Annotated in this window: 18 protein-coding genes; 13 read left to right on the top strand and 5 right to left on the bottom strand. The window is 61.4% G+C overall.

The window, feature by feature from the left end:
* Positions 1-397 precede the first annotated feature (397 nt).
* From ZBI01S_RS03905 to ZBI01S_RS03885, 5 genes are all read right to left on the bottom strand, one after another.
* Positions 398-931, bottom strand: coding sequence for a DUF3817 domain-containing protein (locus ZBI01S_RS03905; protein ID WP_083524486.1), 534 nt, complete (start codon positions 929-931; stop codon positions 398-400).
* Positions 928-1,854 (bottom strand): SURF1 family cytochrome oxidase biogenesis protein, encoded by a 927-nt coding sequence (locus ZBI01S_RS03900; RefSeq protein ID WP_066056652.1) that lies wholly within the window; start codon positions 1,852-1,854, stop codon positions 928-930. Before ZBI01S_RS03900 ends, ZBI01S_RS03905 begins: the two co-directional genes overlap by 4 nt.
* Positions 1,855-1,870: 16 nt before the next feature.
* Positions 1,871-2,989: a GuaB3 family IMP dehydrogenase-related protein gene (locus tag ZBI01S_RS03895; protein WP_066057007.1), complete on the bottom strand. Its 1,119-nt coding sequence runs from the start codon at positions 2,987-2,989 to the stop codon at positions 1,871-1,873.
* 193 nt (positions 2,990-3,182) lie between these two features.
* Positions 3,183-3,863: a VIT1/CCC1 transporter family protein gene (locus ZBI01S_RS03890; RefSeq protein ID WP_066056650.1), complete on the bottom strand. Its 681-nt coding sequence runs from the start codon at positions 3,861-3,863 to the stop codon at positions 3,183-3,185.
* Positions 3,864-3,925: 62 nt separating this feature from the next.
* A complete protein-coding gene (locus ZBI01S_RS03885) occupies positions 3,926-4,426 on the bottom strand; it encodes a MarR family winged helix-turn-helix transcriptional regulator (RefSeq protein ID WP_159421376.1) in 501 nt (166 codons plus the stop codon).
* 101 nt (positions 4,427-4,527) lie between these two features.
* Between ZBI01S_RS03885 and ZBI01S_RS03880 the strand changes: the two genes are divergently transcribed.
* From ZBI01S_RS03880 to guaB, 13 genes are all read left to right on the top strand, one after another.
* On the top strand, positions 4,528-6,294 hold the full coding sequence (locus ZBI01S_RS03880; RefSeq protein WP_245610531.1) for an MDR family MFS transporter: 1,767 nt from the start codon (positions 4,528-4,530) through the stop codon (positions 6,292-6,294).
* Between the two features lie 282 nt (positions 6,295-6,576).
* Entirely contained in the window at positions 6,577-8,418 is a 1,842-nt protein-coding gene (locus ZBI01S_RS03875) for an MBL fold metallo-hydrolase (RefSeq protein WP_110477034.1), read from the top strand.
* 239 nt (positions 8,419-8,657) lie between these two features.
* Positions 8,658-13,589, top strand: a complete 4,932-nt coding sequence (locus ZBI01S_RS03870; RefSeq protein WP_222822363.1) for a type ISP restriction/modification enzyme — start codon at positions 8,658-8,660, stop codon at positions 13,587-13,589.
* Positions 13,590-13,662: 73 nt separating this feature from the next.
* Positions 13,663-15,087, top strand: a complete 1,425-nt coding sequence (locus ZBI01S_RS03865; RefSeq protein ID WP_066056644.1) for an exonuclease domain-containing protein — start codon at positions 13,663-13,665, stop codon at positions 15,085-15,087.
* A gap of 84 nt (positions 15,088-15,171) precedes the next feature.
* Entirely contained in the window at positions 15,172-15,597 is a 426-nt protein-coding gene (locus tag ZBI01S_RS03860; RefSeq protein WP_066056640.1) for an Lrp/AsnC family transcriptional regulator, read from the top strand.
* Positions 15,598-16,068: 471 nt separating this feature from the next.
* The gene (locus ZBI01S_RS03855; RefSeq protein ID WP_066056638.1) at positions 16,069-16,719 is read left to right on the top strand and encodes a type IV toxin-antitoxin system AbiEi family antitoxin domain-containing protein; all 651 of its coding nucleotides are present in this window, start codon (positions 16,069-16,071) and stop codon (positions 16,717-16,719) included.
* 273 nt (positions 16,720-16,992) lie between these two features.
* Positions 16,993-17,319, top strand: a complete 327-nt coding sequence (locus ZBI01S_RS03850; protein ID WP_066056635.1) for a helix-turn-helix transcriptional regulator — start codon at positions 16,993-16,995, stop codon at positions 17,317-17,319.
* Entirely contained in the window at positions 17,309-18,625 is a 1,317-nt protein-coding gene (locus ZBI01S_RS03845; protein ID WP_066056632.1) for a type II toxin-antitoxin system HipA family toxin, read from the top strand. The genes ZBI01S_RS03850 and ZBI01S_RS03845 overlap by 11 nt, the downstream gene beginning before the upstream one ends.
* Before the next feature lie 171 nt (positions 18,626-18,796).
* Positions 18,797-19,018, top strand: a complete 222-nt coding sequence (locus tag ZBI01S_RS03840; protein ID WP_066056629.1) for a hypothetical protein — start codon at positions 18,797-18,799, stop codon at positions 19,016-19,018.
* On the top strand, positions 19,012-19,332 hold the full coding sequence (locus ZBI01S_RS03835) for a hypothetical protein (RefSeq protein WP_066056626.1): 321 nt from the start codon (positions 19,012-19,014) through the stop codon (positions 19,330-19,332). Before ZBI01S_RS03840 ends, ZBI01S_RS03835 begins: the two co-directional genes overlap by 7 nt.
* 235 nt (positions 19,333-19,567) lie before the next feature.
* Positions 19,568-21,007, top strand: a complete 1,440-nt coding sequence (locus ZBI01S_RS03830; RefSeq protein ID WP_083524483.1) for an exodeoxyribonuclease VII large subunit — start codon at positions 19,568-19,570, stop codon at positions 21,005-21,007.
* A 248-nt stretch (positions 21,008-21,255) separates the two neighbouring features.
* Positions 21,256-23,442, top strand: coding sequence for an NADP-dependent isocitrate dehydrogenase (locus ZBI01S_RS03825; protein ID WP_066056620.1), 2,187 nt, complete (start codon positions 21,256-21,258; stop codon positions 23,440-23,442).
* Positions 23,443-23,767: 325 nt separating this feature from the next.
* Complete coding sequence (gene guaB, locus ZBI01S_RS03820; protein WP_066056617.1) at positions 23,768-25,270, top strand: IMP dehydrogenase; 1,503 nt, start codon at positions 23,768-23,770, stop codon at positions 25,268-25,270.
* The last annotated feature ends 11 nt before the right edge of the window (positions 25,271-25,281 follow it).

The following is a 25,281-nucleotide window of genomic DNA, read 5'->3' as shown; positions in this document are numbered from 1 at the left end:
TTCACTCATCAAATTGCACCGAAATTGCGCGTTTGGCGCTCAACGAGGCGAAATTGATGAGTCAAACGACACAGTTGCCCACCAAGGTCGCGGTGCTCGTGTGCCGCGACTCATCAAAATCACCAGTTTTGGGCGAATTTCGACCTGAAACGCCCAAAATGATGAGCCGGAGGACGCGAAACCGAATGCATCCGTCGCACTCCGTCGCACTACGTCGCTCTACAACAGCGCGCCACAACGGCGCACCACAACGGCACGCTGGGGGGCGACGCACCTGGCCGTACGACGAACCGGCCCACACAACGCAAGGCGGCCGCCGGCACCGTCATGAACACGGATGCGGGCGGCCGCGATGCGTGGGCCAGTGAGCCCATCGAGCAACTACAGCTACAGGCAGCTACTCCTGCGTTCGGCGCGCGACTTCCTCGGCCACGCGAGCGTCAAGCACGGCGCGCTCTTCGTCGCTGAGGTTCGACTCGACGTCGGCGAGCTCGGCGTCTTCGCGACCGCGCGCATCCCACGCCGCCTGATATTCAGCGAGCTGGCGCTTCGCGCGACGGGTCATCAGGTACTCGGTGATGAACGAGAGGAACGGCACGACACCGCCGCCAGCCATCGCGAGCAGCCAGCCGATTTCCCACCGCATTTTCTGCCACACGAGGTAGCAGGCAAGCAGGTACACGACGTAGAACCAGCCGTGAATAATCAGGATCCACTTCGACAGGTTGAACGCGGTGATCTGCTCCGGCGGCATGGTCGCCCAGAAGCCGAACGGTCCTCCGAGCTCGATCTCGAGGTTGAAGGCGTACTTGAGCACCATCTCCCCCACCAGCAGGAGCAGCAGCACACCGGTGATCCACGCGGTTACCTGGTAGAACCGCAGTCGTCCGCGAATCGCGGGAAACTCGGCGGGGGTTGGGATGCGGTTCATTCGTTCTCCTCGTGGTCTCGGTCAGTTGCGGTGTCAGAAGTCGCGGCATCGGCGGCGGATGCACCGCCACCAGTACCGAGCTTCCGGTCGCGGGCAAGTTCGCGCAGCAATTCGCGACGTACCTGCTCGGCGACCACCGCATCCGACCGTTCGTGCTGATCATTCAAATAGTCGTCGCGCACCAGACGGAACCACACGTACAGCGCCATCACCGCAAATACGATCCATTCGATCGCATAGAAGATGTTCAGCAGGTCGATCTGCGTCGAGGTGTCGATATCCACTGCGTGAATCGTCTGCAGTCCTTCGGGCAACTCGAGGCCCGATTCGTGCAGCAGCCAGGCCGAGTAGTACGCGGGGGCGGGCGTCTGCCAGGTGTTGATCAATTGGCCCGGCGCCATCGAGAGGATGCGCTGCGGATCGGTTTCGTTACGTGCCGATTCGGGTGACTGCCCGGCTTCGACCTTGACGTCAAGGGCAGCGGATGCGTCGCCTCGCGCGTCGAGCGCCTCGATCGCTTGGTTCGCGGTCGCGTCGTCGGGCGCCCAACCGATGGCGAGCGGGATGCCCGGTGCGTCAGCGAAATCCTGCACACCGTCATTGGTGACGGCGAAGTGACCGACAACCCAGACACCGGTTTCGCCGTCTTGGATGCGGCCGTCGACGATGGCGTAATCACCGGCAACTAGGTGTCCGGTAACACTTGCCGGTCGCGCGGCAGATTCCTCGACCAGGCCCTTACTCGGTTCGACAAGATCACCCAGCGGTACGCGGGTCTTGTACGCCGACTCGTCCGCGGCCGCGGTGGCCGAGTTGAATGCCGAGTCGAGCTGCCACTTGCTGAGCCACACGAATGCGGAAATCACAGCAAGCGCGAGTAGGAGGATTGCCAGCCACTTGGGCTTGCACGCGGTTTTAAGCAAGGTGGTGCGCCAACTCCTATTTACCGGCGTGCGTTACGGCAATGTCGGCACGCTGGAACGCCTTGAGTTCGGTGTACCCGGTAGTCGCCATGGCGAAACGCAGCGCACCAACAAGGTTCTGCGAACCGTCGGCGTAGGCGCCTGGGCCGTGCAGGATCGATTCGAGCGAGCCGACCTGGCCGATCTCAACGCGGTTGCCGCGCGGCAGGTGAGTGTGACGTGCTTCAGCACCCCAGTGGAAGCCGCGACCGGGAGCTTCTTCGGCGCGCGCAAACGCGGCGCCGAGCATGACCGCATCCGCACCGCAGGCGAAGGCGCGAACCATGGCCCCCGAGTGGCCGAAACCACCGTCGGCAATAACGTGCACGTAGCGACCGCCCGATTCATCCATGTAGTCGCGGCGGGCGCCGGCAACATCGGCGATCGCGGTCGCCATTGGCGCCTGAATACCGAGCACGCGGCGGGTGGTCGAAGCAGCGCCGCCGCCGAAACCGACGAGTACACCGGCTGCACCGGTGCGCATGAGGTGCAGTGCCGACGAGTAGCTCGCGGCACCACCAACGATGACGGGAGTGTCGAGTTCGTAAATGAACTTCTTGAGGTTGAGCGGTTCACGGTTCTGCGAGACGTGTTCAGCCGAAACCGTGGCGCCACGGATCACGAAGATGTCGGCGCCAGCAGCGAGCACGTCTGCGTAGTGTTCCTGCGTGCGCTGCGGCGAGAGGGCACCGGCAACGACGACACCGGCGTTGCGAATCTCCTGCAGGCGAGCCTTGATGAGCTCGCCCTTGATGGGCTCCTGGTAAATCTGCTGGATGCGCTTGGTCGCTTCGACCGCCGGCAGCTGCGCGATTTCTTCGAGCAGCGGTTCGGGGTTCTCGTAGCGGGTCCACAAGCCTTCGAGGTCGAGGACACCGAGACCGCCGAGCTTGCCCATGGCGATTGCGGTAGCGGGGCTCGTGACCGAGTCCATCGGCGCCGCGAGGAACGGAAAATCGAAGCTGAATGCGTCGATCTTCCAGGTCGTCGATACGTCCTCGGGATCGCGGGTGCGTCGCGACGGGATAATCGCGATGTCGTCGAGGGCATAGACCTTGCGTGCTCGCTTTGCGCGGCCAATCTCAATTTCAGTCACGAGCACAGTCTAGTTGGCTGCCGCGCAGAGTGGGCGGAGAGTGCAGTGCGTTTGGGCAGCAAGTCGGCAACATGTGTGCACAGAGTCGGCGGCGCGGATGCGGAACGTGAGCAGCACGGATGCGGGTCGTCGGCAGGGTCGTGACGAAACGCATCCCCGCTACTGCTGCCCCAATACTGCTAACCCGACGCGGCTATGCGCCGAACAGCACACCCGCACCGTACGTGATCGCAAGTCCCAGCGCACCACCGATGACGAGGCGTGCGACCGCGAGCTTCCTCGAGGTGTCGCTGAGCTTTGCGCTCACGAATCCGGTGACGGCCAGCGTCACGAGCGTGACCGCGGTCACGATGCCGGCAGGCAAGAAGAGCGCGGCGAGCAGCGGCAGCGCGGCGCCGAGCGTGAATGCCACGGCCGACGAGAGTGCGGCAGCCCACGGGTTCGTGAGGTCTTCTTCATCGATGCCGAGTTCGAGACGCAAGTGGGCTTGCAGCGCGCCCTTTGATTCGATCTGGCGTGCCGCCACATCCGCCGTGCCCCGCTCAATGCCGTAGCCCTCGAGAATCTCCACGAGTTCTTCGTGCTCTTCGACGGGCATCGTAGCGAGTTCATCCTTTTCTTTCTGGATGAGTCGACGTTCGGTGTCGCGCTGGGTCGAGACCGAGACGTACTCGCCGAGTGCCATCGAAACGGCACCCGAGATGGTGGCAGCGAGGCCCACAAGGAGGATCTGCTGCTGGTCAGCGTTGGCGGCGATGATGCCGAGCAAAATACAGGCAACCGAGACGATGCCGTCGTTCGCGCCGCGCACGCCCGCGCGCAGCCAGTTGAGGCGGCTTGCTGCTCCGGTGTGCGCTTCGTGTTCGTGTGCCATGGTGTTCCCCTAGATGTGAGCGAGCGAACTTCTGGATGCGTCCGGGTTCGGCTGCAGAATCGCTAGTTCGATTCTTCCAGACCGGCTTCGATTCCCCGACAGATTCGTTGCGTAATGGTGGTGAGCGTGCGCAGTTCTTCGTCGTTTAGGTGCGAAAAGAAGGTTTCCCGCAGCAGTTCGGTGTGCACGCGGCGAAGTTTCTCGTGCATTTCTTCGCCGCTCTCCGTGAGTTTGGCGATGACGGCGCGCTCGTTGTTGTCGGCGGTGCAACGCGCGACGAGCCCCATGCGCTCAAGCTGCGTGACCTGATACGTGAGTCCGGAGCGCGAATGGACGCAGCGATCCGCGAGTTCGTGCATCCGCAGGCCTGCCGACTCGCTGCCGAGGTGCCGCAAGATCTCGTATTGCACGCCGGTGAGGTCACTGTTTTCGGCGAGCACCCGACCGGCTTCGCGGCGCAGCAGCGCACCGCTCTTGAGCAGCCCACGGAACGCTGCGATCTCTTCGGCAGTGAGCGGCGCAGCGGATGCAGTGCGTTCAGCAGGTGCGTGCGGTTCAGCCATACCGCCCACCATACCCCTTGAGTTCAAATTCGAACTCGCGCTAGGATTGGATTCCAATTCGAACTCAACGCGTTGCGATCCGCGACGCCACGAAGGACACCTTGCAACACTCCGACACCCCGACTCCGCGCACCGGCACGACCGACGCCGCCGCGTCGATCCCTGCACCAAAGGCCGCACCACCCGAACCACTCACGACCAACACCGCACCCGTTGACCTCGTCGCGGTACCGGCGAACGACACGCAGGTTCGCACCCTCGCAACCGGCGGCATCCCGGTGCAGGATGCGGCCGGTACCGGTACCGCAGATCCGTCACCGTCGACGGAACCCCGCGCATCCGTCGTGCCCCTCTTTATTGGGCTGATGACGACCATGCTGATGGCCGCCCTCAGCCAGACGGTACTCTCGGCGGCGCTGCCAACGATCGTTGGTGACCTCGGCGGCGTCGACCAGATGACCTGGGTGGTGACGAGCTACCTGCTCGCGTCGACGATCACCATGACGATCTACGGACGGCTGTCAGACCAGTTCGGCCGCAAGCCGCTGCTGCTCATCGCGATTTCGCTGTTCATGGGCGGCTCGGTTATTGGTGCGCTTGCCGGCAATATTTGGTGGCTGGTTGGCGCACGCGTGATGCAGGGCCTCGGCGGTGGCGGACTGATGATCCTGTCGCAAGCGTGCATCGCCGACGTCGTTCCCGCCCGCGAGCGCGGCAAGTACGTCGGGTTCATGGGCGCGGTGTTCGCGGTGTCGTCGGTTGCTGGCCCGCTCTTGGGCGGCTGGATTACCGAAGGACCGGGCTGGCGCTGGGCGTTCTGGATGAACCTGCCACTCGGCATCCTCGCACTCGCTGCCGTCATCGCGTTCTTGCACCTACCGAAGCGTCACGTTGGTGCGGGCGCCAAGATCGACTACCTCGGCATGTCGCTGCTTGCCGCCGCGACGACGACGCTCGTGCTCATGTGCACCTGGGGCGGCCACACCTACGACTGGTGCTCTCCCGAGATCATCGGGTTGGGGCTCGCAACCGTGGCCATCTCAGCGATCTTTGCGTATGTCGAAACGCGCGCGGCGCATCCGGTGGTACCGCTGCACATGTTTACCGACCGCAACTTCACGCTGACGACCGTTGCTGCGGCGATGATCGGCGTCGCCATGTTCGGCGCGCTCGGCTACTTCCCCACCTACCTGCAGATGGTGACCGGGCTCGGCCCGACCGAATCCGGCCTGCTGCTGGTGCCGATGATGGCCGGCATGCTCGTGACCGCGGTTGCGACCGGGCGATTGGTGACCAAGACCGGGCGCTACAAGATCTACCCGATCGTTGGCGCGCTGGTCATGACGCTCGGACTGTGGCTGCTCTCGACCCTGCACACCGATAGCGCAGTGTGGTGGATGTGCGCGGTGCTCGCGATCTTTGGCATCGGGCTCGGGTTGTCGAACCAGATTCTGACGCTGATCGTGCAGAACTCGTTCCCGCACGCGATTGTGGGCACGGCGACCGCCGCGAACAACTATTTCCGCCAGGTTGGCGCGACCGTGGGCTCAGCCGTTGTGGGCTCGCTGTTTGTGCAGCGCCTGCAAGAGTTCTGGGCTGAGCGGATGGCCGGGCTCGGTGCGGGTGCGGCAGGTTCGGGTGGTGCGTCGATGCGTTCGCTGACTCCGGAGTTGGTTTCGACGCTGCCTGCCCCGCTGCATGACGCGATTATTGGTGCCTACAACGAGGCGCTGCTGCCGATCTTCTTGATGATGGTGCCGCTCGGGATCGCCACGTTTGTGCTGCTGTGCTTCGTGCACGAAGCGCCGCTGAAGACGACGGTGGAGGATGTCGTGCCGGCCTCGCTGAGCGACCCGGTTGCCGACTAGCCGGGTCTGCGACGGCTTGTGATTCCCGACCGCTAACGTGCAACGTCGTTTGGCTCATCAATATCGGTAGTTATTGCGGGTTTGTTCCTATAAGGGTCGGAAATGATGAGCCAAACGACACGGTTCCTCGACGCCGCCAACGCAAGCCAGCCGTCCGCCTCCATTGATGCGCGAGCGGACACCAAGTCCCGCGCATTTCGGAACATTCGCATCCGTTGAAGCGGAATTTATGACAGTGCGAACATTGACACCCCGTTAAGCCAAGGCTGGCAGCATGAGGTCATGGAACCGCTTGACTCAGCCAGTGCTGCCCCAGCCCACACGACCCTGCAATTTCTCGGTGGTGCGAAGAATGTCACCGGCTCGAAGTTTTTGCTGACCGTTGGCGAGCGCCGCTTGCTGATCGACTGCGGCATGTTCCAGGGGCTCAAGAAGCTGCGCGAGTTGAACTGGGAGCCGTTCCCGGTCGATCCGGCGACGATTACGGATGTGGTGCTGACACACGCGCACATGGACCACGTCGGTCTGCTGCCGCGCCTGGTGGCGCAGGGCTTCAACGGCCCGATCTTCGCCACCGAGGGCACCGTGCGCCTGGCTGAGATCGTGCTGCGCGACGGTGCGAAGATCCAAGAGCAGGATGCGAAGGATGCGAACAAGGGCGGGTACTCGAAGCACAAGCCCGCGCTGCCGCTCTACACGATGGCCGATGTTGCACGCACCCTGCCGCTGCTGGTGCCGGTGCCGTTCGATGAGGATCTCGATCTTGAGGACGGCATTGTGGCTCGGTTCACTCGCGCCGCCCACATTATTGGTTCGGCATCGGTGACGATGTGGACCGACACGACTTCGGTGGTGTTCTCTGGCGACCTCGGCCGCCACGACCACCCCGTGTTGAAGGACCGCGGCACGCCTCCGGGTGCGCCGTATGCGCTGATTGAGTCGACCTACGGCGACCGCGTGCACGAGGAACTCGGGCCGCTGCCGCACGAGGGCTTCGCCGATCTGGTTCGCCGCACGTTCGAGCGCGGCGGTTCGGTGCTGGTGCCCGCGTTCGCGGTCGATCGCACGGAGGTACTGCTGAAAACGATCGCGGAGCTGCGTCGCGACGGCCGCATCCCCTTCTGCCCGGTCTATATCGACTCGCCCATGGCGAATGCGGCGCTCGATGTGTACCTGAGCATGCCCGACGAGCTGCGCAGCGACCTCGAGCCCGAGATGTTCACCGAGTTCCCGGGGCTGACGCTAATTCGCGATGCTGCCGAGTCGATGGCGCTCACGGCGAAGGCCGGTTCGCGCGAGCCGTCGATCATTGTGGCGGCGAGCGGCATGGCGACCGGCGGTCGCGTGCTCCACCACCTCGAGGCGATGCTGCCCGATAAGCGCAATGCGGTGGCGTTCACCGGATATCAGGCGGTAGGCACTCGTGGCCGCGGGCTGGTTGAGGGCGCGACGAAGATCAAGATGCACGGTCAGTACGTGCCGGTGCGCGCCGAGATTTTCCAGGACCGCGAGTTCTCGGTGCACGGCGATGTGAATGATTTGCTCTCGTGGCTGCGCGATCTTGAACCGCGCCCGCGCACGGTGTTTGTGGTGCACGGCGAGGCCGAGACGGCGGCAGCGTTTGCCGACCGTATTGAGGCTGAGTTTGCCGAGATGGATGCGGTGGTTCCCGACCACGGTGAGATTGTGACGCTTGACGGCGTGCACGCGACGGCAGATTCGCGGCCTGCGCGGGCGCGGCGGATGCTGTCGACCGGGCCAGCTTCGGCGGTTCGGCCGGGCGCTGGTGCTGCTGGCGCTGGTTTTGGTGCCGGTTCTGGTTCTGGCGCGTCGGCGGATGCGGGTCGCTGGTCGGATGCGGGTCGTTCGCTGGATGCGGGTCGTTCGCTGGATGCGCCCGGTCGCGCGGGCGCGCTCGTCTCGCAGCGCCTCGAGGTTGTCGAGCCGGTGCGTCCGGCGCCAGGCACGTACCAGTTGCTGCACGCCGAGTCACCAGAGGAATTGAGCGCGTTGGTGAACGCGATGATCGCGGAGGGCTCACTCCCCTACGGCGATCCGGGTCTCGGCACGATGGACGGCCGCACCGTGTTCATCCAAGCCGTCGTCGACTACTACGCCGACTAGCAAGGCGGCCGCGCCGCCACCACCCGCCGCACCGCCACCATTCGTACCCGCGCCACCAGCCGCATCCGCGCTCATGACTCGTTTACTCGTTCACAAGGGCAATTCGTCCCCCAAACCGAGTAAACGAGTCACGAAGGCAGAAACACCCGCGCCATGAACCGTTTGCATCGCAATCAGGTGTCGGCAGCCCGGTGCATACTGGTGGATATTCCCGTCCTGTCGCACGAAAGACCAACACCGTGGTTTCGTTCTCTCCGGCTGATTCAACAACCCCAGTTGCGGCCACTTCGCAAACCGATTTCGACAAGCTGCTCGATGAGTACCGCGCGCTTTCTGATTCCAAGCGGATGCAGGGCAACTATTTCGAAGAGCTCACCGCGCACTTCTTGCGCCTGGACTTGACCTGGGGCGGGCGCTACACCAACGTGTGGCTCTGGAAAGACTGGCCGGGCCGCGCGGGCTTGCCCGACACCGGCGCCGACCTCATCGCCGAAGATGCTGCCGGCAAGATCACCGCGATCCAGTGCAAGTTCTATGCGGCCAACAAGAAGGTAAGCAAGGGCGATCTCGACTCATTCTTGGAGTTCGTCGGCCGTCAGGGCATCGACGAGGGCTTGTGGTTCGACACCTCCGAGCTCGAGTGGTCGGCAAACGCAATCGAGGCAATCAAGAACCGCACGACTCCGGTGCGCCGTATCACCATCGACCAGTTCCGCCACTCAAACATCGACTGGTCCACGTATTCGCTGCTGCACCCCGAGAACGCACCGCAGACGTTCACGCGCAAGCGACTGCGCCCGCACCAGCACGAGGCAATCGAAGCGGTGATGGATGCGTTCAATTCCGGTGTCGAGCGCGGCAAGTTGGTCATGGCGTGCGGCACTGGTAAGACGTTTACGGCGCTCAAGCTCGCCGAGCGAGTCACCCGCGACCTCGCGAACGGCCACTCGACGATGCTGTTCTTGGTACCGTCGATCGCACTGCTCAACCAGACGCTCGTTGATTGGTCGCAGGAGCACGACCCCGAGCTGCCGTTCACGGCACTCGCCGTGTGTTCCGACCCGTCGGTCGGCCGCAAGCAGACGGGCGACATTACGAGCGTGCCGCTCGAGCAGCTGCCGATTCCGGCGACTACCGATCCGGCACGCATTTCGGCCGAGTACGACACTTGGCAAGAACACGGCGAGGGCATGCTTGTGGTGTTCTCGACGTACCAGTCGATCGACGTCATTAGCCAGGCGCAGCGCAACGGCGCGCTGCCGAGTTTCGATCTGGTGATCTGCGACGAGGCCCACCGCACCACCGGTGTCACGCTGGCGAGCGAGGATGAGTCGGCGTTCGTGCGCGTACACGATAACGAGTTCATCGATGCGGCGCGACGCGTGTATATGACGGCCACACCGCGCATCTACAACGACAAGGTCAAGAACAAGGCCAAAGAGCAGGATGCAGTGCTCGCGTCGATGGACGACGAGACGCTCTTCGGCAAGGTGCTGTATCGAATCTCGTTCGGCGAGGCGGTCGAGTCGCAGTTGCTGACCGACTACAAGGTGCTCGTGCTCGGGGTGAGCGAAGACCAGGTGGCCGGTTCGTTCCAGAAACAGATGGCGAACCACAATCACGAGCTGACGTTGCCGGATGTTTCGAAGCTCGTGGGGTGTTGGAACGGTCTTGCGAAGCGCGAGTCGGGCAAGTACGCCGAGGGCTTCGGTGACGATATCGCGCCGATGCGCCGGGCGGTAGCATTCGCCAAAGACATTAAAGCGTCGAAGCAGATCGCAAGCGAGTTTCCGGCGCTGGTACACGAGCACCTGCAAAACGTCGTTAACGACGACCCGACCGATGATCTCGCGGTACAGGCGATGCACGTTGACGGCACCATGTCATCAGCCGAGCGCGAACGCATGCTCGACTGGTTGAAAGAACCGCCTGCCGAAACGCTCAGTGGCGCCCCGGTTGCCCGCGTGCTCACCAACGCGCGCTGCCTGAGCGAGGGCGTCGATGTGCCGTCGCTTGATGCGGTGCTGTTCCTGAGCGCGCGTAAGTCGCAGGTCGATGTGGTGCAGGCGGTGGGTCGCGTGATGCGTCGCGCCGAGGGCAAACAGTGCGGCTACATCATTCTGCCGATTGCGATTCCGGCGTCGGATTCGGCACACGATGCACTGAGTCACAACAAGAACTACGAGGTCGTGTGGCAGGTACTGCAGGCGCTGCGCGCTCACGATGAGCGCTTGGATGCGGCGATTAACCAGATGGCGATTTCGGGTAAGGCACCCGAAACGATCATGGTTAAGACGATTGACCTGGCGAAAAAGCAGCGCGCACCGCGCCGCCCAGGCATCGGCGACGACGAGTTCGACCCGGCCGACCGCGACGAGCAAACGAACGACACCGCAGTCGCGCTCTTTGGCGCCGATTTCGAGGCCGAGTGGAAGGATCACATCTACGCCAAGCTCGTCGAGAAAGTGGGCGACCGCCTCTACTGGGATGACTGGGCGCGAGACATCGAGGTTATTGCCGGGCGCTGCATCACGCTGATTCGCGCGCACCTCGAGGGCACGCGCGGCGCCAAGGGGCCGTTCCGCGAATTCGTGCGGGCACTCGGGCAAACGGTGAACCCCGAGATTACCGATGACGAGGCGATCGAGATGCTCGCCCAGCACATGATTACCCGGCCGATCTTCGATGCCATGTTCCCCGAGCGCGAGTTCTCGGCCGAAAACCCGGTGTCGCTCAAACTCAACCGGGTGCTCGATTCGTTCAGCGAGAATCAGGCGTTCGAAAATGAGCTCGAGCAGCTCGGCGCGTTCTACGCGAGCATCACCGAGCGCATTCGCAATCTGCCCGATGTGCGTTCGAAGCAGTCGCTCTTGGTGCTGCTCTACGATCGATTCTTCTCCAAAGCGTTCCCGAAGCTTGCCGACCGCATGGGCATCGTGTTCACCCCGGTCGAGGTAGTCGATTACATCCTGCGCTCGGCCGATGTCATGTGCCAGGCGGTGTTCGGCAAGTCACTGTCTGACGAAGGCGTGAACATTCTCGACCCGTTCGTGGGTACGGGTACGTTCATTACGCGCCTGCTGCAGCTCGGGCTGATCAAGCCGCAGGACCTTGCACGCAAGTTCCAGCATGAGTTGTTTGCGAACGAGATCGTGCTGTTGAGCTACTACATCGCGGCCGTGAACATCGAGTCGGTGTACCGCGAGGTGTGTGCGGATGCGGGGCTCGCAGAAGACGCGATCGTCGCGTCAACCGCCGCTGGTTTTCCTGGTATTTCACTCACCGACACCTTCGCCATGACCGAGCGGGAATCGGAAGTCGCCATGGGCTTCTTCCCCGAGAACACCGAGCGCATTGAAACGCAGCTTGATTCGGCAATCAATGTGATTGTGATGAATCCGCCGTATTCGGTCGGTCAGTCAAGCGCGAACGACGATAACCAGAATGCGAAATATCCGGTGCTGGATGCGGAGATTCGGAATTCGTATGCGCTGCGATCAACTGGCGGGCGCAAATCACAACTTTATGACTCTTACTTCCGTGCAATTAAGTGGGCAACACTGCGCGTCAAAGAACGCGGGATCATTGCTTTTGTGTCGAATAACGGATTCATTGACGGCAACACCGCTGATGGAGTACGCCTGACGTGGACGGAAGAATTCGATGAAATTTTCGTATTTAATCTCCGAGGCAATCAGCGCACACAGGGTGAGTTGTCTCGAAAAGAAGGCGGCAAAGTCTTCGGATCGGGCAGTCGTACCGGCGTTGCAATCACCGTGCTCGTCAAGAACGGCGAAGGAACTCCCGCCGGACGCGTGCACTACCACGACATCGGCGACTACCTCGACCGCGAGACGAAGCTAACGGCGCTACAAGTGCAAAGTTCGATAGAAGGAACCGAGTTTGTACGGATCACACCGAACGACGCTGGCGACTGGATTAATCAGCGTGACGAACGATTTCCATCCTTCACCCCACTCATCAACCGTGCGGGTGACGGCTTCGAACAGAGTCTCTTTCGCTTGTCCTCACTCGGCTTGGCGACAAATAGGGACGCGTGGTGCTATAACTTTTCGCGACACGCAATTTCAACTAGCGTGAATCGAACAATAGATACCTTCAATTCATGCCTCGCCGATCAACAAAAGATACTAGATCCGACGCGAATTGCTTGGTCTGGCACTCTGGATACCCGCCTCCGCAAGCAATTGCCGTTGGATTCAAGAACTGGGGAAATCGTTACCGCGGCGTACCGACCATTTCTTGCCATGCATTGTTACTGGGATGCGGCCCTCAATCACCGCCAATATAGGCTCCCGAAGCTGTGGCCCACGGCAGCCCAAACAAATCGGGCATTCTGCGTCAACCAACGCGGTGGTTCGGCTCCTCTGATGACCGTCATGCTTCCAGACCTTCACCTGAACGGTGACTCCCAGGTGTTCGCCCGCTACATCTGGGAACCGGTGGACGCAGAAGACGGTGGGTTCAATCTCGACTCGCTCACCGCATCCGCTGAGGAAGTGATTGTGGACGGCTACCGTCGCGTCGACAACATCACCGACGACGCACTCGCGATGTTCCAGCGCGTATACGACGATGCCACGATCACCAAAGACGACATCTTCTACTACGTGTACGCGGTGCTGCACCACCCCGAATACCGCGAGCGCTACGCGGCCGACCTCAAGAAAATGCTGCCGCGCATCCCGAACCTGCGTGGATTCCACGACTACGCACGCATCGGGCGCGAACTCACCGACCTGCACGTGAACTACGAACGCGTGCCCGCGCATCCGGACATCGAATTGCAGCTTGCAGCCAACACCCCGAGCGACGAATACGACCTGTTTGCGATCGGCACCAAGAAGATGTCGTGGACGAAGCGCACCAGCAAGACGGCGCTGCGCTACAACGAGTACGTGACGATCACGGGGATTCCCGAAGCCGCCGAAAACTACGAGATCGGTGGGCGTTCGCCGCTCGGGTGGATTATCGACCGCTACTACATCAAGACCGATAAGGCCTCGGGCATCGTAAACGACCCGAACGCGTGGCTGCGCGAACAGCAAAACCCGCGCTACGTCGTCGACCTGATCGCCTCGCTGGTGACGCTCTCGCTCGAGACGCAGCGCCTCGTCGCCGAGCTCCCCGAGTTCGATGTGATCGACTAGCTGCATACGCGCTCGCTTCCATCAACCTCGCTTCATCCACCCTCGCTACATTCGCCCAAGAGAAAGACGCACCGTGCCCGGACCCGGCTACGCCGTATTTGACCTCGAAACCACCGGCCTCACTCCCCTACACCACCGCGTCATCGAAATCGGCGTCGTGCTCGTATCACCCGACGGCGAAATCACCGACCGGTGGGAGACGCTGCTGCACCCCGACCGCGACCTCGGCCCCACGCACGTGCACGGGCTGCGCGGCGCCCACATGCAGCACGCCCCGCGCTTTGCTGACATCGCAGATGAACTTTCAGAACTGTTGCACGGGCGGGTGCCCGTAGCCCACAACGCGTCGTTCGACACGCGGTTCTTGGCTGCTGAGTGGGCTCGTGCAGGGATGCTCCCGAACGCCGAGTTCCCATCGCGCTACCTATGCACCATGCAACTCGCGGCGCGGCTGATGCCAGGAATCGGCCGCAAGCTCTCGGAATGCTGTGCATCGCTCGACATCGAGCTGGTCGACGCGCATGCGGCACTCGCCGATGCCGAAGCCACCGCGCAGCTGCTCTCCGCATACATCGACGCGAACCGTGACAAGCGGCTCTGGGGCACGGCACTTTCGACACCGTTCCGCGCCGATGTGTTGCGACGCCTGGGGTCGAGCGGCGCCACCTGGTCGCGCGCGCAGGCCGAGGCACAGATGGGCGTCACCGGCGGAACCATGACGATTGATGTCACTGGCGCTGCTGGCACGGGTGGTGCATCCACCGTTGCTGGTGGCGTCGATGCCGCGTCGTCGCCGCTCGCCCGCGTGATTGCCGACGAACCGGGCGAAGACGAATCGCTAACCGACGGTGAGCGTGCGTACTTTGCGCTGCTTGACATTTGCCTCGAAGACGGCATCTTGACCGTCGTCGAGGCCGATCAGGTCACCGCACTGAGTGAAACGCACGGGGTCTCGCAGCTGCGGCGCCACGAACTGCACCAGCGGTATTTCGATGGTGTGGTGGCTTCGGCGTGGCAAGACGGTGTGCTGACGGATGCGGAAGCCACGCAGCTGCGCACGTTCGGCGAGATCTTGGGCGTCGGGTTGCCGGTGATCGCGGCCGCACTTGAGCCGCGCGTGGCGGTCGCGTCGCCGGTTTCGAACGATGCGTTTGTGCTCACACCGGGCATGGGCGTGACGATGACCGGGACGTTTTCGTGCCCGAAGGAACAGTGGGCCGAACGCTTGGAAGCCTGCGGGTTTATATGGGAACAGACCCTGACGAAGAAGCGCACCGATGTGCTGATCGCAGCCGATGTGGACTCGTTGTCGGGTAAGGCAAAGAAGGCACGGCAGTACGGCAAGCCGATTCGGGATGAGGCTTGGCTCGAAGCTGCGCTCGCCCCGTTCGCAGCCGCCGTCCTCGTGCAAGAACCCCTTGCCAAATTCCAAATCCAAGGCCAACCATCCACCGCAACCCAAACGGAAAAGGCCGAGACCAAGCAACAAAGCCGCTAGCCAGACTTCCCCAACAGACACAGCATTACCCCCTTATGCATTTTTGCATAAGGGGGTAATGTGCCTAACGAAGGAGGAGAGAACATGCCCACCCCACACCGCCAGCTCATCAACCCACTACGCACCGTTGTGCAAGAGTCAAAGCGCATCGAACGACGCGTAGCACGACACGCAAACCACGCCGCCACCACCGGCAAGCTCACCCAAACAGAGATCGCAAACGAACTCGGCGTGAGCCAGTCAACAGTTTCTCGACTCATCAAGCGCTACAACGCAACCAAAGAAGACCTATCTGCCGATAACTTCGTCGATGCCGCCTACCACGGTGAGATCACGCATGAAGAGCTCCTAAACCTGCTCCGCAATCATGCCTACGAACCCGCCTACCGCGTAAAGGGACTGCTCGACGACTACGAGCACCACCCCAACAGCGATGACGCAATCTATGACGCCTTCTACCTCGATCTCATCAGCGAGGATGAACTCGACGATCTGCTCACCAAAATGTGAGCCCGGGAAGCCCCCGGCTTCAGCCGTGGGGAGGAACGGGCTCACATTTTTGGTGACGAGCTCTACCTAACGAATAACGACCAATCTGCTTGCAACAACGCCGTAACCGGCTTCCTTCGCGGCAAGAAGGCACGCGACGCCAAAGTTAGCGCCGAGATCTACTACGTTCCACACCCAACCGCAACGCCACAACTAATACAAACGGTCTCCTACGACCCCAACACCGGCATCCGCACAACACGGCCACACCAACCCCAGCAACCCACCACACACACGGCGCAACCCCACGTAGACACCACCCCTACACACAGCAGCACCCCGGATAGTTGCGGAGCAGACACTCAAAAGGGCGGTAGTTGCAAGCGCCGCGGGAACTGCCGACATCACGGCCGATAAGCGGATGATATGCATGCCATACGCGCACTATAAGCACTACTTCACTAATGTCGCCATTCGCCTATTATTGAAGATATGACTGTACTTGCGGACCTTCGCGCCCTGAGCGAGCTGTCAAATGCTCAATCAGGTTTCTTCACGACTTCGCAAGCACAAGCACGTGGCGTGCAACCTGCAACGCTGACTCGACTCCTCAAAGCTGAAATCATCACCCGTCCACAGCGCGCGATCTATCGCATGGCAGCTGCCCCCGAATCAGAACTCGAGTACGAAGACATCTACGCTGCATGGCTAGCAACTGACCCTGCCAAACCTGGATGGGAACGGCTCAGATACAACCCGGATGAAGTCATTGCCGCAGGCGCACTCGCCCTGAAGCTCTTCGGCGACCCGATCCTCAATCTGCCGAAGTTCGACTTTGTAAGCGCACAACGACGCCAGTCACGAGACCCGCGCATCCGCTTCAGACTGCGTTCCCTCGAAATTGACGAAGTCACCACGATTCGGGGAATCCCCGCCATGACCATTGAGCGCGCAATCGCTGACATCTTCGACCTCAACGTTGACCTTTCCACCATCGAAGCCGTAGCCGAAGCGCAGATCCTCGACGGCACCACCACAGCACTGGACGTCATCAACGCGATCAACGCAATACGCCCACCCGCACAGCGCAGCCACCAAGAGAACCTGTTCGTACAAACACTCAGCACAGTCAGCTCGCACTGACCATGAGCAAATCTGGCAGCTACGCAACGCTAAGCAGCGCAAAGGAAATCTCGGACAACACCTGCGGAGCACTGACACAACAAGGCGGAGCATGCAGGAGACGCGGAGCCTGCCCACACCATGGGCGATAAGCGCACAGTACGCACCCTCTAAGCGACAAATCAGCGTGTTATCTGCACCCCTGAAATTGCGCACTAAAGTGCAGATACACTAGCTTTATCTGCACTTTAGTGCAGACTTCGTTGCCAGTGATTGATACCGCAGAGGATTCTTATGCACGGCACACGCCAAACCACGACCGAAGCACTCACCCTGCTCGGCAACCTCATCGAGACACAACGACGCCAACGCAAATGGAGCGTCGAACACGCAGCCAAAATCATCGGCATCAATGCCCGCACCTACCGCGCCATCGAGCTCGGCAAACCAACCGTCTCCATCGGTGCTGCATTCGACGCAGCCAACGCACTCGGTGTGCCTCTTTTCGGTGCCACCGGGCCCGCCCCTGTCCCATACCTGGCTGCACAGCTCGCACAGGCCCAGCTCGCGCTCCTCCCACAACGCACACCACCAATGCCGGAGCTCGACAATGACTTCTAACGTCTACATTTGGACTTGGCTACCGCACACCACCAAGCCAGTCGTCGCCGGCACCGTCAACCCTCAAACCCGCCAATTCAGATACGGCCTCAGCTACCTCGAACGCCTCAACGCCATCCCACTCGGGCCAGATCTCCCACTCACCACACGCACAATCACCCCGACAAGCCACGAAGCCGACCTCCACGGCACGCTCCTCGACGCACTCCCAGACCGATGGGGTCGACGGGTGCTTGCACTACAGCTACGCAACGACGAGCCTGACAACACCGCGTGCATGCTGCACTCCGATTCAAACCGATTCGGTGCAATCGATTTCCAGCGCAGCGCCCACAGCTACACACCACGAGTATCCACCGGCACCCTTGACGAACTCCACGCCGCAGCCGAACGTATCGACCAAGGCGAACCCCTGAGCCCCGCCCTCGAACACGCACTGCAACACGGAACAAGCATCGGCGGCGCGCGCCCCAAGGCACAGCTCACCGACGCTACCGGGAACCACTGGCTCGCAAAGTTCTCATCATCAAGCGACCCCCTCCCAGTCGTTCAAGCAGAAGCCGTCGCACTCGACCTTGCACGCCAAGCCGGGATCAACACCCCCGACCACAAACTCGTTCCATCTCTCGGCAAACACGTACTACTCGTCAAACGCTTCGACCGCGACGGCGAACAGCGCCACCACACCGCTTCCATGCTCAACGTGCTTTCCCTCACCGAAATGACCGGCCGCTACGCCACCTACCCAAAATTCCTCGAATACCTCGGCGCCAACGAGAACGAAGAACTATTCCGCCGAGTCGCATTCAACATCGCGATCGGCAACACCGACGACCACGCACGGAACCACGCCGCGTTCTGGGACGGTAAACACCTCACGCTAACACCGGCCTACGACATCGACCCCACCGCACGACCCCGCGGCTGGGACGCAAACCAAGCCATCGCTTACTCGAGCAACGGCGACCGCGAAAGCAACCTCGCCACCCTCATCAACGCAGCACACGATTACCAACTCTCCCCAACGGCAGCCCGCAACATCGTTGACCATCTCCGCGCCACCATCAACGACGGCTGGGACGACGCAACCGAACGAGCACAGCTCCCCACCCAAGACGCCAACGCAATCAAAGAACGCAGCATCCTCCGCGAAGCAGCAACCGCCGACCTGCCAACACCAATCAGCATGCACACCACCCCAGCAACCCCGCCCAACCATCAGAACAACGCGCACTTCTGCGGCGCGGACACGCAACGGGGAAGTAGCTGCAAACGTCGCGGCAACTGCCCCTACCACGGCACCTAAACAGCAATTTGTCCGATTCCAGCCAAGTCAACTTGACCGTCGGCCGCAGGTTCGTCTTCCCTCGAATCTTCAAACCCAAGAATCTGCAAGAACGAATCCGACTAGCAAGACGCTACGAGGAGATCTGCCGAGAACCGATCTCAGCTCAAGAACACTGCGAATAGAACTCCCATGAACAGCGATGAGCAAGTCAACTTCGACCCCTTAGAGCACATTAATGGCGACATCACCACCATGGGCGGCATCAGCACCAAAACTGGCGAACCCATCAAATACGAAGGCGACGCCGACGGATACCCAATCCACATCAACGTCATCTACGACCCACCAACCGGAACCTGGCTCGTAAACAGCAGTGAAAAGGACTGGGAGAACAATGCCACCCGATGCTAAAACAGCTCCACAAACTTCACCGCGCAGCACTCGCACTCGCACTCACCGCAGCACTCGGACTTTCAACTACAACAGCAGCATTCGCTGACGTCAAAGTGGACGGCGGTGGCGATACTGGATCAATCGGCATCACCAACCCCGGCAACAACAGCGGTGGAGGCGGCAACGACGTCGACGGAGTAGCCGACGTCAACTTCACCCCCGGCCCCACAACTTGCACCCTCAACAAGAGCGAAGCCCAGAAACAAGACAAAACAATCCCATGTAGTGACGGCGACGGAACCTGGTGGGACAACACCGGGCAGTTTGCGTAGCCAAGAAACTGATCCACAAATGGATTGACAGGGGCTACCTGACCGCCCAATTTGTCTCATTTCAGCGCCCTCGTGGGCGATACGTCCTCCACACGCCCCAGCTGAGACAAATTGGGCAACCAACCCCGGTCAACAACCCATGTCGGAGGCTTCGGTTAGCTTACTGATGAGCTAGTCAAGCTCGTTCCCAAGATGCAATGCCGCTTCCCGCCAAGCCGCCATGATTTGAGGAAACATGACGAAACTAGAAACACTTGACAGCCCCGATCGTTTTGCACAGGAACCGCTCCTACAAGTCCACACCGTTCGCGACTTAGAAAAAGTTCTTGCCGGTGGATTACCAGCTCGAATTGCCATTACTGGCGTACTCGATATTTCACAGCCGCAAACCAAGTTTCGGAAAATATTCCTCCCTGCAGGACCTGGCCGTTCTCCGGATGACCGAGAATTCCAGGAGATCAAGTGCGTTACGACTTATGCAACGCGTCCGACTTCATCCAACCGGGGTCTGAAACACGTTGCTGCCACGGCAACAGTCCGTTTCACTCCACAGGATCTCGTTCAAATAGTGCTGGAGCCAGACACGGTCACCCGAGGCAAACGTAACAAGTACATCGAAGACTTCGATACATGGCTCAATCGTCAATATAAGGAAGCACAACTTACCAAGTCTGATATCCCGGAGTCTCGGTCACCTAAGCAAGCCGCAATGGAAGCTGTGCGGGAAGCGATCAAAGCGGGAGGCTCAATTGCGTGGCTGGGAAGCGAACGGTCTGAGGCGTTCCTAGACGCGCTCGGGAAGCCTGAACAGCGATACAAGACCACGACCTTTAATTGCCCCATGCAAGGGCCGGACTGTGCCACCGAAATCAGTAATTGCTTGAGGAGCCTCACACGGGATAAGCATCCTGTAGCAATCATCGCTCGCGGTGGAGGAACACGGTCCGCCCTTGCCCCGTTCGATGATGCGCGCATGGTTGACGCCATCCGCAGTGCGCGAGAACGAGGAATTCTCGTAGTCACGGCGATCGGACATGCACGAAATTTCTCGCTAGCAGACGCTGTAGCCGACTATCAACTTGCGGTCCCCGGCGACCTGCGATCAGTCACAAATCCATACATCCAGCGGAAAAACAAACAAGACAACGACGAAAAAGCTCGTCTAGCCGCGGAGATTGCAAAAAAGGACACCGATCTCAAGGTGTTGAAATCGCATATTGATGAGCGAGAGAAAAAACATCGAACTGAACAACTTGTGTGGATCGATCGCGTCAACACTGCGAACTCCGAGATTGACAGATTGAGGGGGCTGTGTCGATCGATATTCACCCATGTTCTGGCACAGAAGTACCGCCGAATGATTCGTGTCAAGACGACCTTCACCGTTACACTCGTTGCCCTGCTTATCTGGCAGCTTTGGGAATGTATCAATACACACGGCACACCGTTCCCGACTCAGAGAGAGACGCCAATGGCTGTTGGCTGGCTGGCTCTGTTTTCAGCAGCCTCCCTTTTCTTATCAATAGTTATAAGAGAACGACACGCCCTGAAACGCGATCAGCCTCACCCCGCACCCAACGAACTACTCGGCAAGGTCCACCTTGCAAGGAGCAGCAACAGCCTTCGCCTTGCCATGCAGCAATTCGACTCAAACGTGCCATTACACGAAAGCTAGCGGGAACGATCAACACCTATTCAGCCCCATCAAATGTCGGAGGGTGCGGCTAGCGTGGTCACACCAGTTCATGACGGTCCTGTTCAGACTCGGCTGCGACGATTGCACCTGATTCGCTAAGCTCGAAGAAATCTCTACATAGAGATATCCGCGAGGGTCCGCATCCGGAGCAGTCGTGCATCCCGCGCCACCACCCCGCACCGCCTGAACCACCCACTGACCGAAATTGACCGCAAGGAGTGTCCTGCATGGCAACCATCATTTACACCCACACCGATGAAGCACCGCTGCTCGCAACCTATTCGTTCCTTCCGGTCATTCAGGCCTACGCCAAGGCCGCCGGCGTCGACATCGAAACCCGCGACATCTCGCTTGCCGGCCGCATCCTCGCCACCTTCCCCGAGCGCCTGACCGACGACCAGCGCGTAGGCGACGCCCTCGCCGAACTCGGCGAACTCGCCAAGACCCCCGACGCCAACATCATCAAGCTGCCAAACATCTCGGCATCGCTCCCCCAGCTCAAGGCCGCCATCGCCGAGCTGCAGGGCCAGGGCTTCGACATCCCCAACTACGACGAGTCCGACGAAGTCACCGCGCGCTACGACAAGATCAAGGGCTCGGCCGTCAACCCCGTCCTGCGCGAGGGTAACTCCGACCGCCGCGCACCAAGCGCCGTCAAGAACTACGCCCGCAAGCACCCACACTCGATGGGCGCCTGGTCGACCGACTCGAAGACCCGCGTCGCCACCATGTCGGGCGGCGACTTCCGCAACAGCGAGCAGAGCGTCGTCATGCCTGCTGCCGACACGCTCACGATCCGTTTCGTCGGTGACGAGGGCGAACGCATCCTCAAGGCCGACCTTGCCGTCCTCGAGGGCGAAGTCATCGACGCCAGCGTGATGCGCGCCGCCGAACTCGACGCGTTCATCGCCGCGCAGATTCAGGCAGCCAAGGATTCGGGCGTGCTGTTCTCGGCGCACCTGAAGGCAACGATGATGAAGGTCAGCGACCCAATCATCTTCGGGCGCATCGTTCGCGCGTTCTTCCCCGCGCTCTTCGCCGAATACGGCGACGTGCTCGAAGCTGCCGGCCTGTCGGCCAACAACGGCCTCGCCGCAATCCTCGCGGGCGCCGAGAACCTGCCTGAGCGCGACGGCATTATCGCCGCCATCGAACGCGGCTACGCAGAAGGCCCAGCCCTCGCCATGGTCAACAGCGACAAGGGCATCACCAACCTGCACGTACCGAGCGATGTCATCGTCGACGCTTCGATGCCCGCAATGATTCGCGTTGGCGGCAAGATGTGGAACCGCGACGGCCAGACGCAGGACACCATCGCGGTGCTCCCCGACTCAAGCTACGCCGGTATCTACCAGGTCGTCATCGACGACTGCAAGGCCAACGGCGCGCTCGACCCGGCCACCATGGGCTCGGTCGCGAACGTCGGTCTCATGGCCCAGAAGGCCGAAGAGTACGGCTCACACGACAAGACGTTCCAGATGGATGCATCCGGTCGCGTCGAGATCGTCAACGCCGCAGGCGAGGTGCTCACGTCGCACGAAGTTGCCGCCGGCGACATCTGGCGCGCCTGCCAGACCAAGGACGCACCGATCCGCGACTGGGTGAAGCTCGCGGTCAACCGTTCGCGCGCATCCGGCCAGCCAGCCGTGTTCTGGCTCGACCCGGCCCGCTCGCACGACGCCGCGCTCATCGAGAAGGTCAACACCTACCTCGGCGAGCACGACACCGACGGCCTCGAAATCCGCATCATGACGCCGATCGAGGCAACCAAGTTCTCGGTCGACCGCATCCGCCGCGGCGAAGACACCATCTCGGTGACCGGTAACGTGCTGCGCGACTACCTGACCGACCTCTTCCCGATTCTTGAAGTTGGCACCTCGGCGAAGATGCTGTCGGTCGTGCCGCTGATGAACGGTGGCGGTCTGTTCGAGACCGGTGCCGGCGGTTCGGCACCGAAGCACGTTGAGCAGCTCGTCAGCGAAAACCACCTGCGTTGGGACTCGCTCGGTGAGTTCCTCGCGCTGGCCGAGTCGTTCCGTCACGAAGCAACCCGCGGCAACGCTCGCGCCGGTGTGCTCGGTGACGCGCTCGACATCGCGACCGAACGCATCCTCGACGAGGACAAGTCGCCCTCGCGTCGCGTTGGCGAAATCGACAACCGTGGCAGCCACCTGTGGATCGCCCGCTACTGGGCCGAGGCACTTGCCGAGCAGCAGGCGGATGCGGAGCTCGCTTCGGTATTCGCGCCGGTCGCGAAGGCGTTCGCCGAGCAGGGCGACGCCATCGCGCAGGAACTGATCGACGCGCAGGGCGCCGCCGTTGACCTCGGCGGCTACTACCGCCCGGATGCGGCGAAGGCTGCGGCAGCGATGCGCCCGTCGGCCGCGTTCAACGCCATCCTCGCCTCGATCTAGGCCGGCCGACTGCTTGGTTCGGAGATACAGCCTTCGGCTCAGCTGAACTCCTGCCAAGCCGCTGAGCCACACCGTTGAGGGTTGCCCACGCCGCGTGGGCAACCCTCAATTGCTTCAGCGCCCGCAAGCTCGCAGGCTTGATTGTTCGTTTGGCATCTACGGCGAGCGGAATTTGGCAGGACACTGCGCACCGCAACAGCTGACGCCAAGACCTGAAACACGCCAGCGTGCTAGGGCGCGCCCACCCGCGTAGGATTAGCAACAAATCTGCCGCGACCACGTGCATCCACAGCGTCGCCGCGGTGTCGCAACAAGCAGGAGCACCATGACTGAACACAACCCGTTCGCATTCACCGGACTCACCTACGACGACGTGCTGTTGCTGCCCGAAGCAACCGACGTCATCCCGTCCGAGGTCGACACGACCACCCAGCTGACCCGCAACATCTCGGTCAAGCTGCCGATGATTTCTGCCGCGATGGACACCGTCACCGAATCGCGCATGGCCATCGCCATGGCCCGCCAGGGTGGCCTGGGCATCCTGCACCGCAACTCGTCGATCGAGGCGCAGGCCGAAATGGTCGACCGCGTTAAGCGTTCGGAATCGGGCATGGTTACCAACCCGATCACCACCTCGCCCGACGCCACCGTCGCCGACGTCGACGAGATCTGCGGCCAGTTCCGTATCTCGGGTCTTCCGGTCGTGGATGAACAGGGCAAGCTCGTCGGTATCGTCTCGAACCGCGACATGCGTTTCGTCGCCGAAAGCGACATGAAGACCACCAAGGTTTCGGAGATCATGACCTCCGAAAACCTCGTCACCGGACGCGTCGGCATCGACGGCGAAGAAGCCTTCCGCCTGCTCGGTAAGCACCGCATCGAGAAGCTCCCCCTCGTCGACGAGAACGGCGTCCTCAAGGGCCTCATCACCGTCAAGGACTTCGACAAGCGCGACAAGTACCCGAACGCCACCAAGGACGACCAGGGTCGCCTGCGCGTGGGTGCCGCCATCGGTTTCTTCGGCGACGCTTGGGACCGCGCCACCGCACTGCTCGAAGCCGGCGTTGACGTCATCGTCGTCGACACCGCCAACGGCCAGTCGCGCGGCGAACTCGACATGATTAAGCGCATCAAATCCGACCCAGCATTTGCTGGTGTCGACGTTATCGGCGGCAACATCGCCACCCGCGAAGGCGCCCTCGCGCTCGTCGAGGCAGGCGCCGACGCCATCAAGGTCGGTGTCGGCCCAGGCTCGATCTGCACCACCCGCGTCGTTGCCGGCGTTGGTGTGCCGCAGATCACCGCCATCTACGAGGCAGCCCAGGCCGTGAAGGGTACCGGTGTTCCGGTTATCGCGGATGGCGGCTTGCAGTTCTCGGGTGACATCGCGAAGGCGCTGGTCGCCGGTGCGAACTCGGTCATGCTCGGCTCCCTCCTTGCTGGCACCGACGAAGCCCCCGGTGACCTCATCTTCGTCAACGGCCAGCAGTACAAGTCGTACCGCGGCATGGGCTCGCTCGGCGCCCTGCAGTCGCGGGGCAAGAAGACCTCGTACTCGCGTGACCGCTACTTCCAGTCGGATGTACCAAACGACGACGACCTGATCGCCGAAGGTATCGAGGGTAAGGTGCAGTACCGCGGTACCGTTCGCCAGAACGTTCATCAGCTCAGCGGTGGCCTGCACCAGTCGATGTTCTACGTTGGTGCCCGCACGATTCCCGAGCTGCAGCAGCGTGGCCGCTTCGTGCGCATCACCACTGCGGGCCTCAAGGAATCGCACCCGCACGACGTGCAGATGGTTGTCGAAGCACCGAACTACCGCAAGTAATTTCTAATCGG

It is taken from the genome of [Zimmermannella] bifida NBRC 103089 (assembly GCF_001570925.1).
Lineage (GTDB): Bacteria > Actinomycetota > Actinomycetes > Actinomycetales > Microbacteriaceae > Gulosibacter > Gulosibacter bifidus.
The sequence above is the reverse complement of the archived record's forward strand: the minus strand, read 5'-3'. Positions and strand labels throughout refer to the sequence as shown.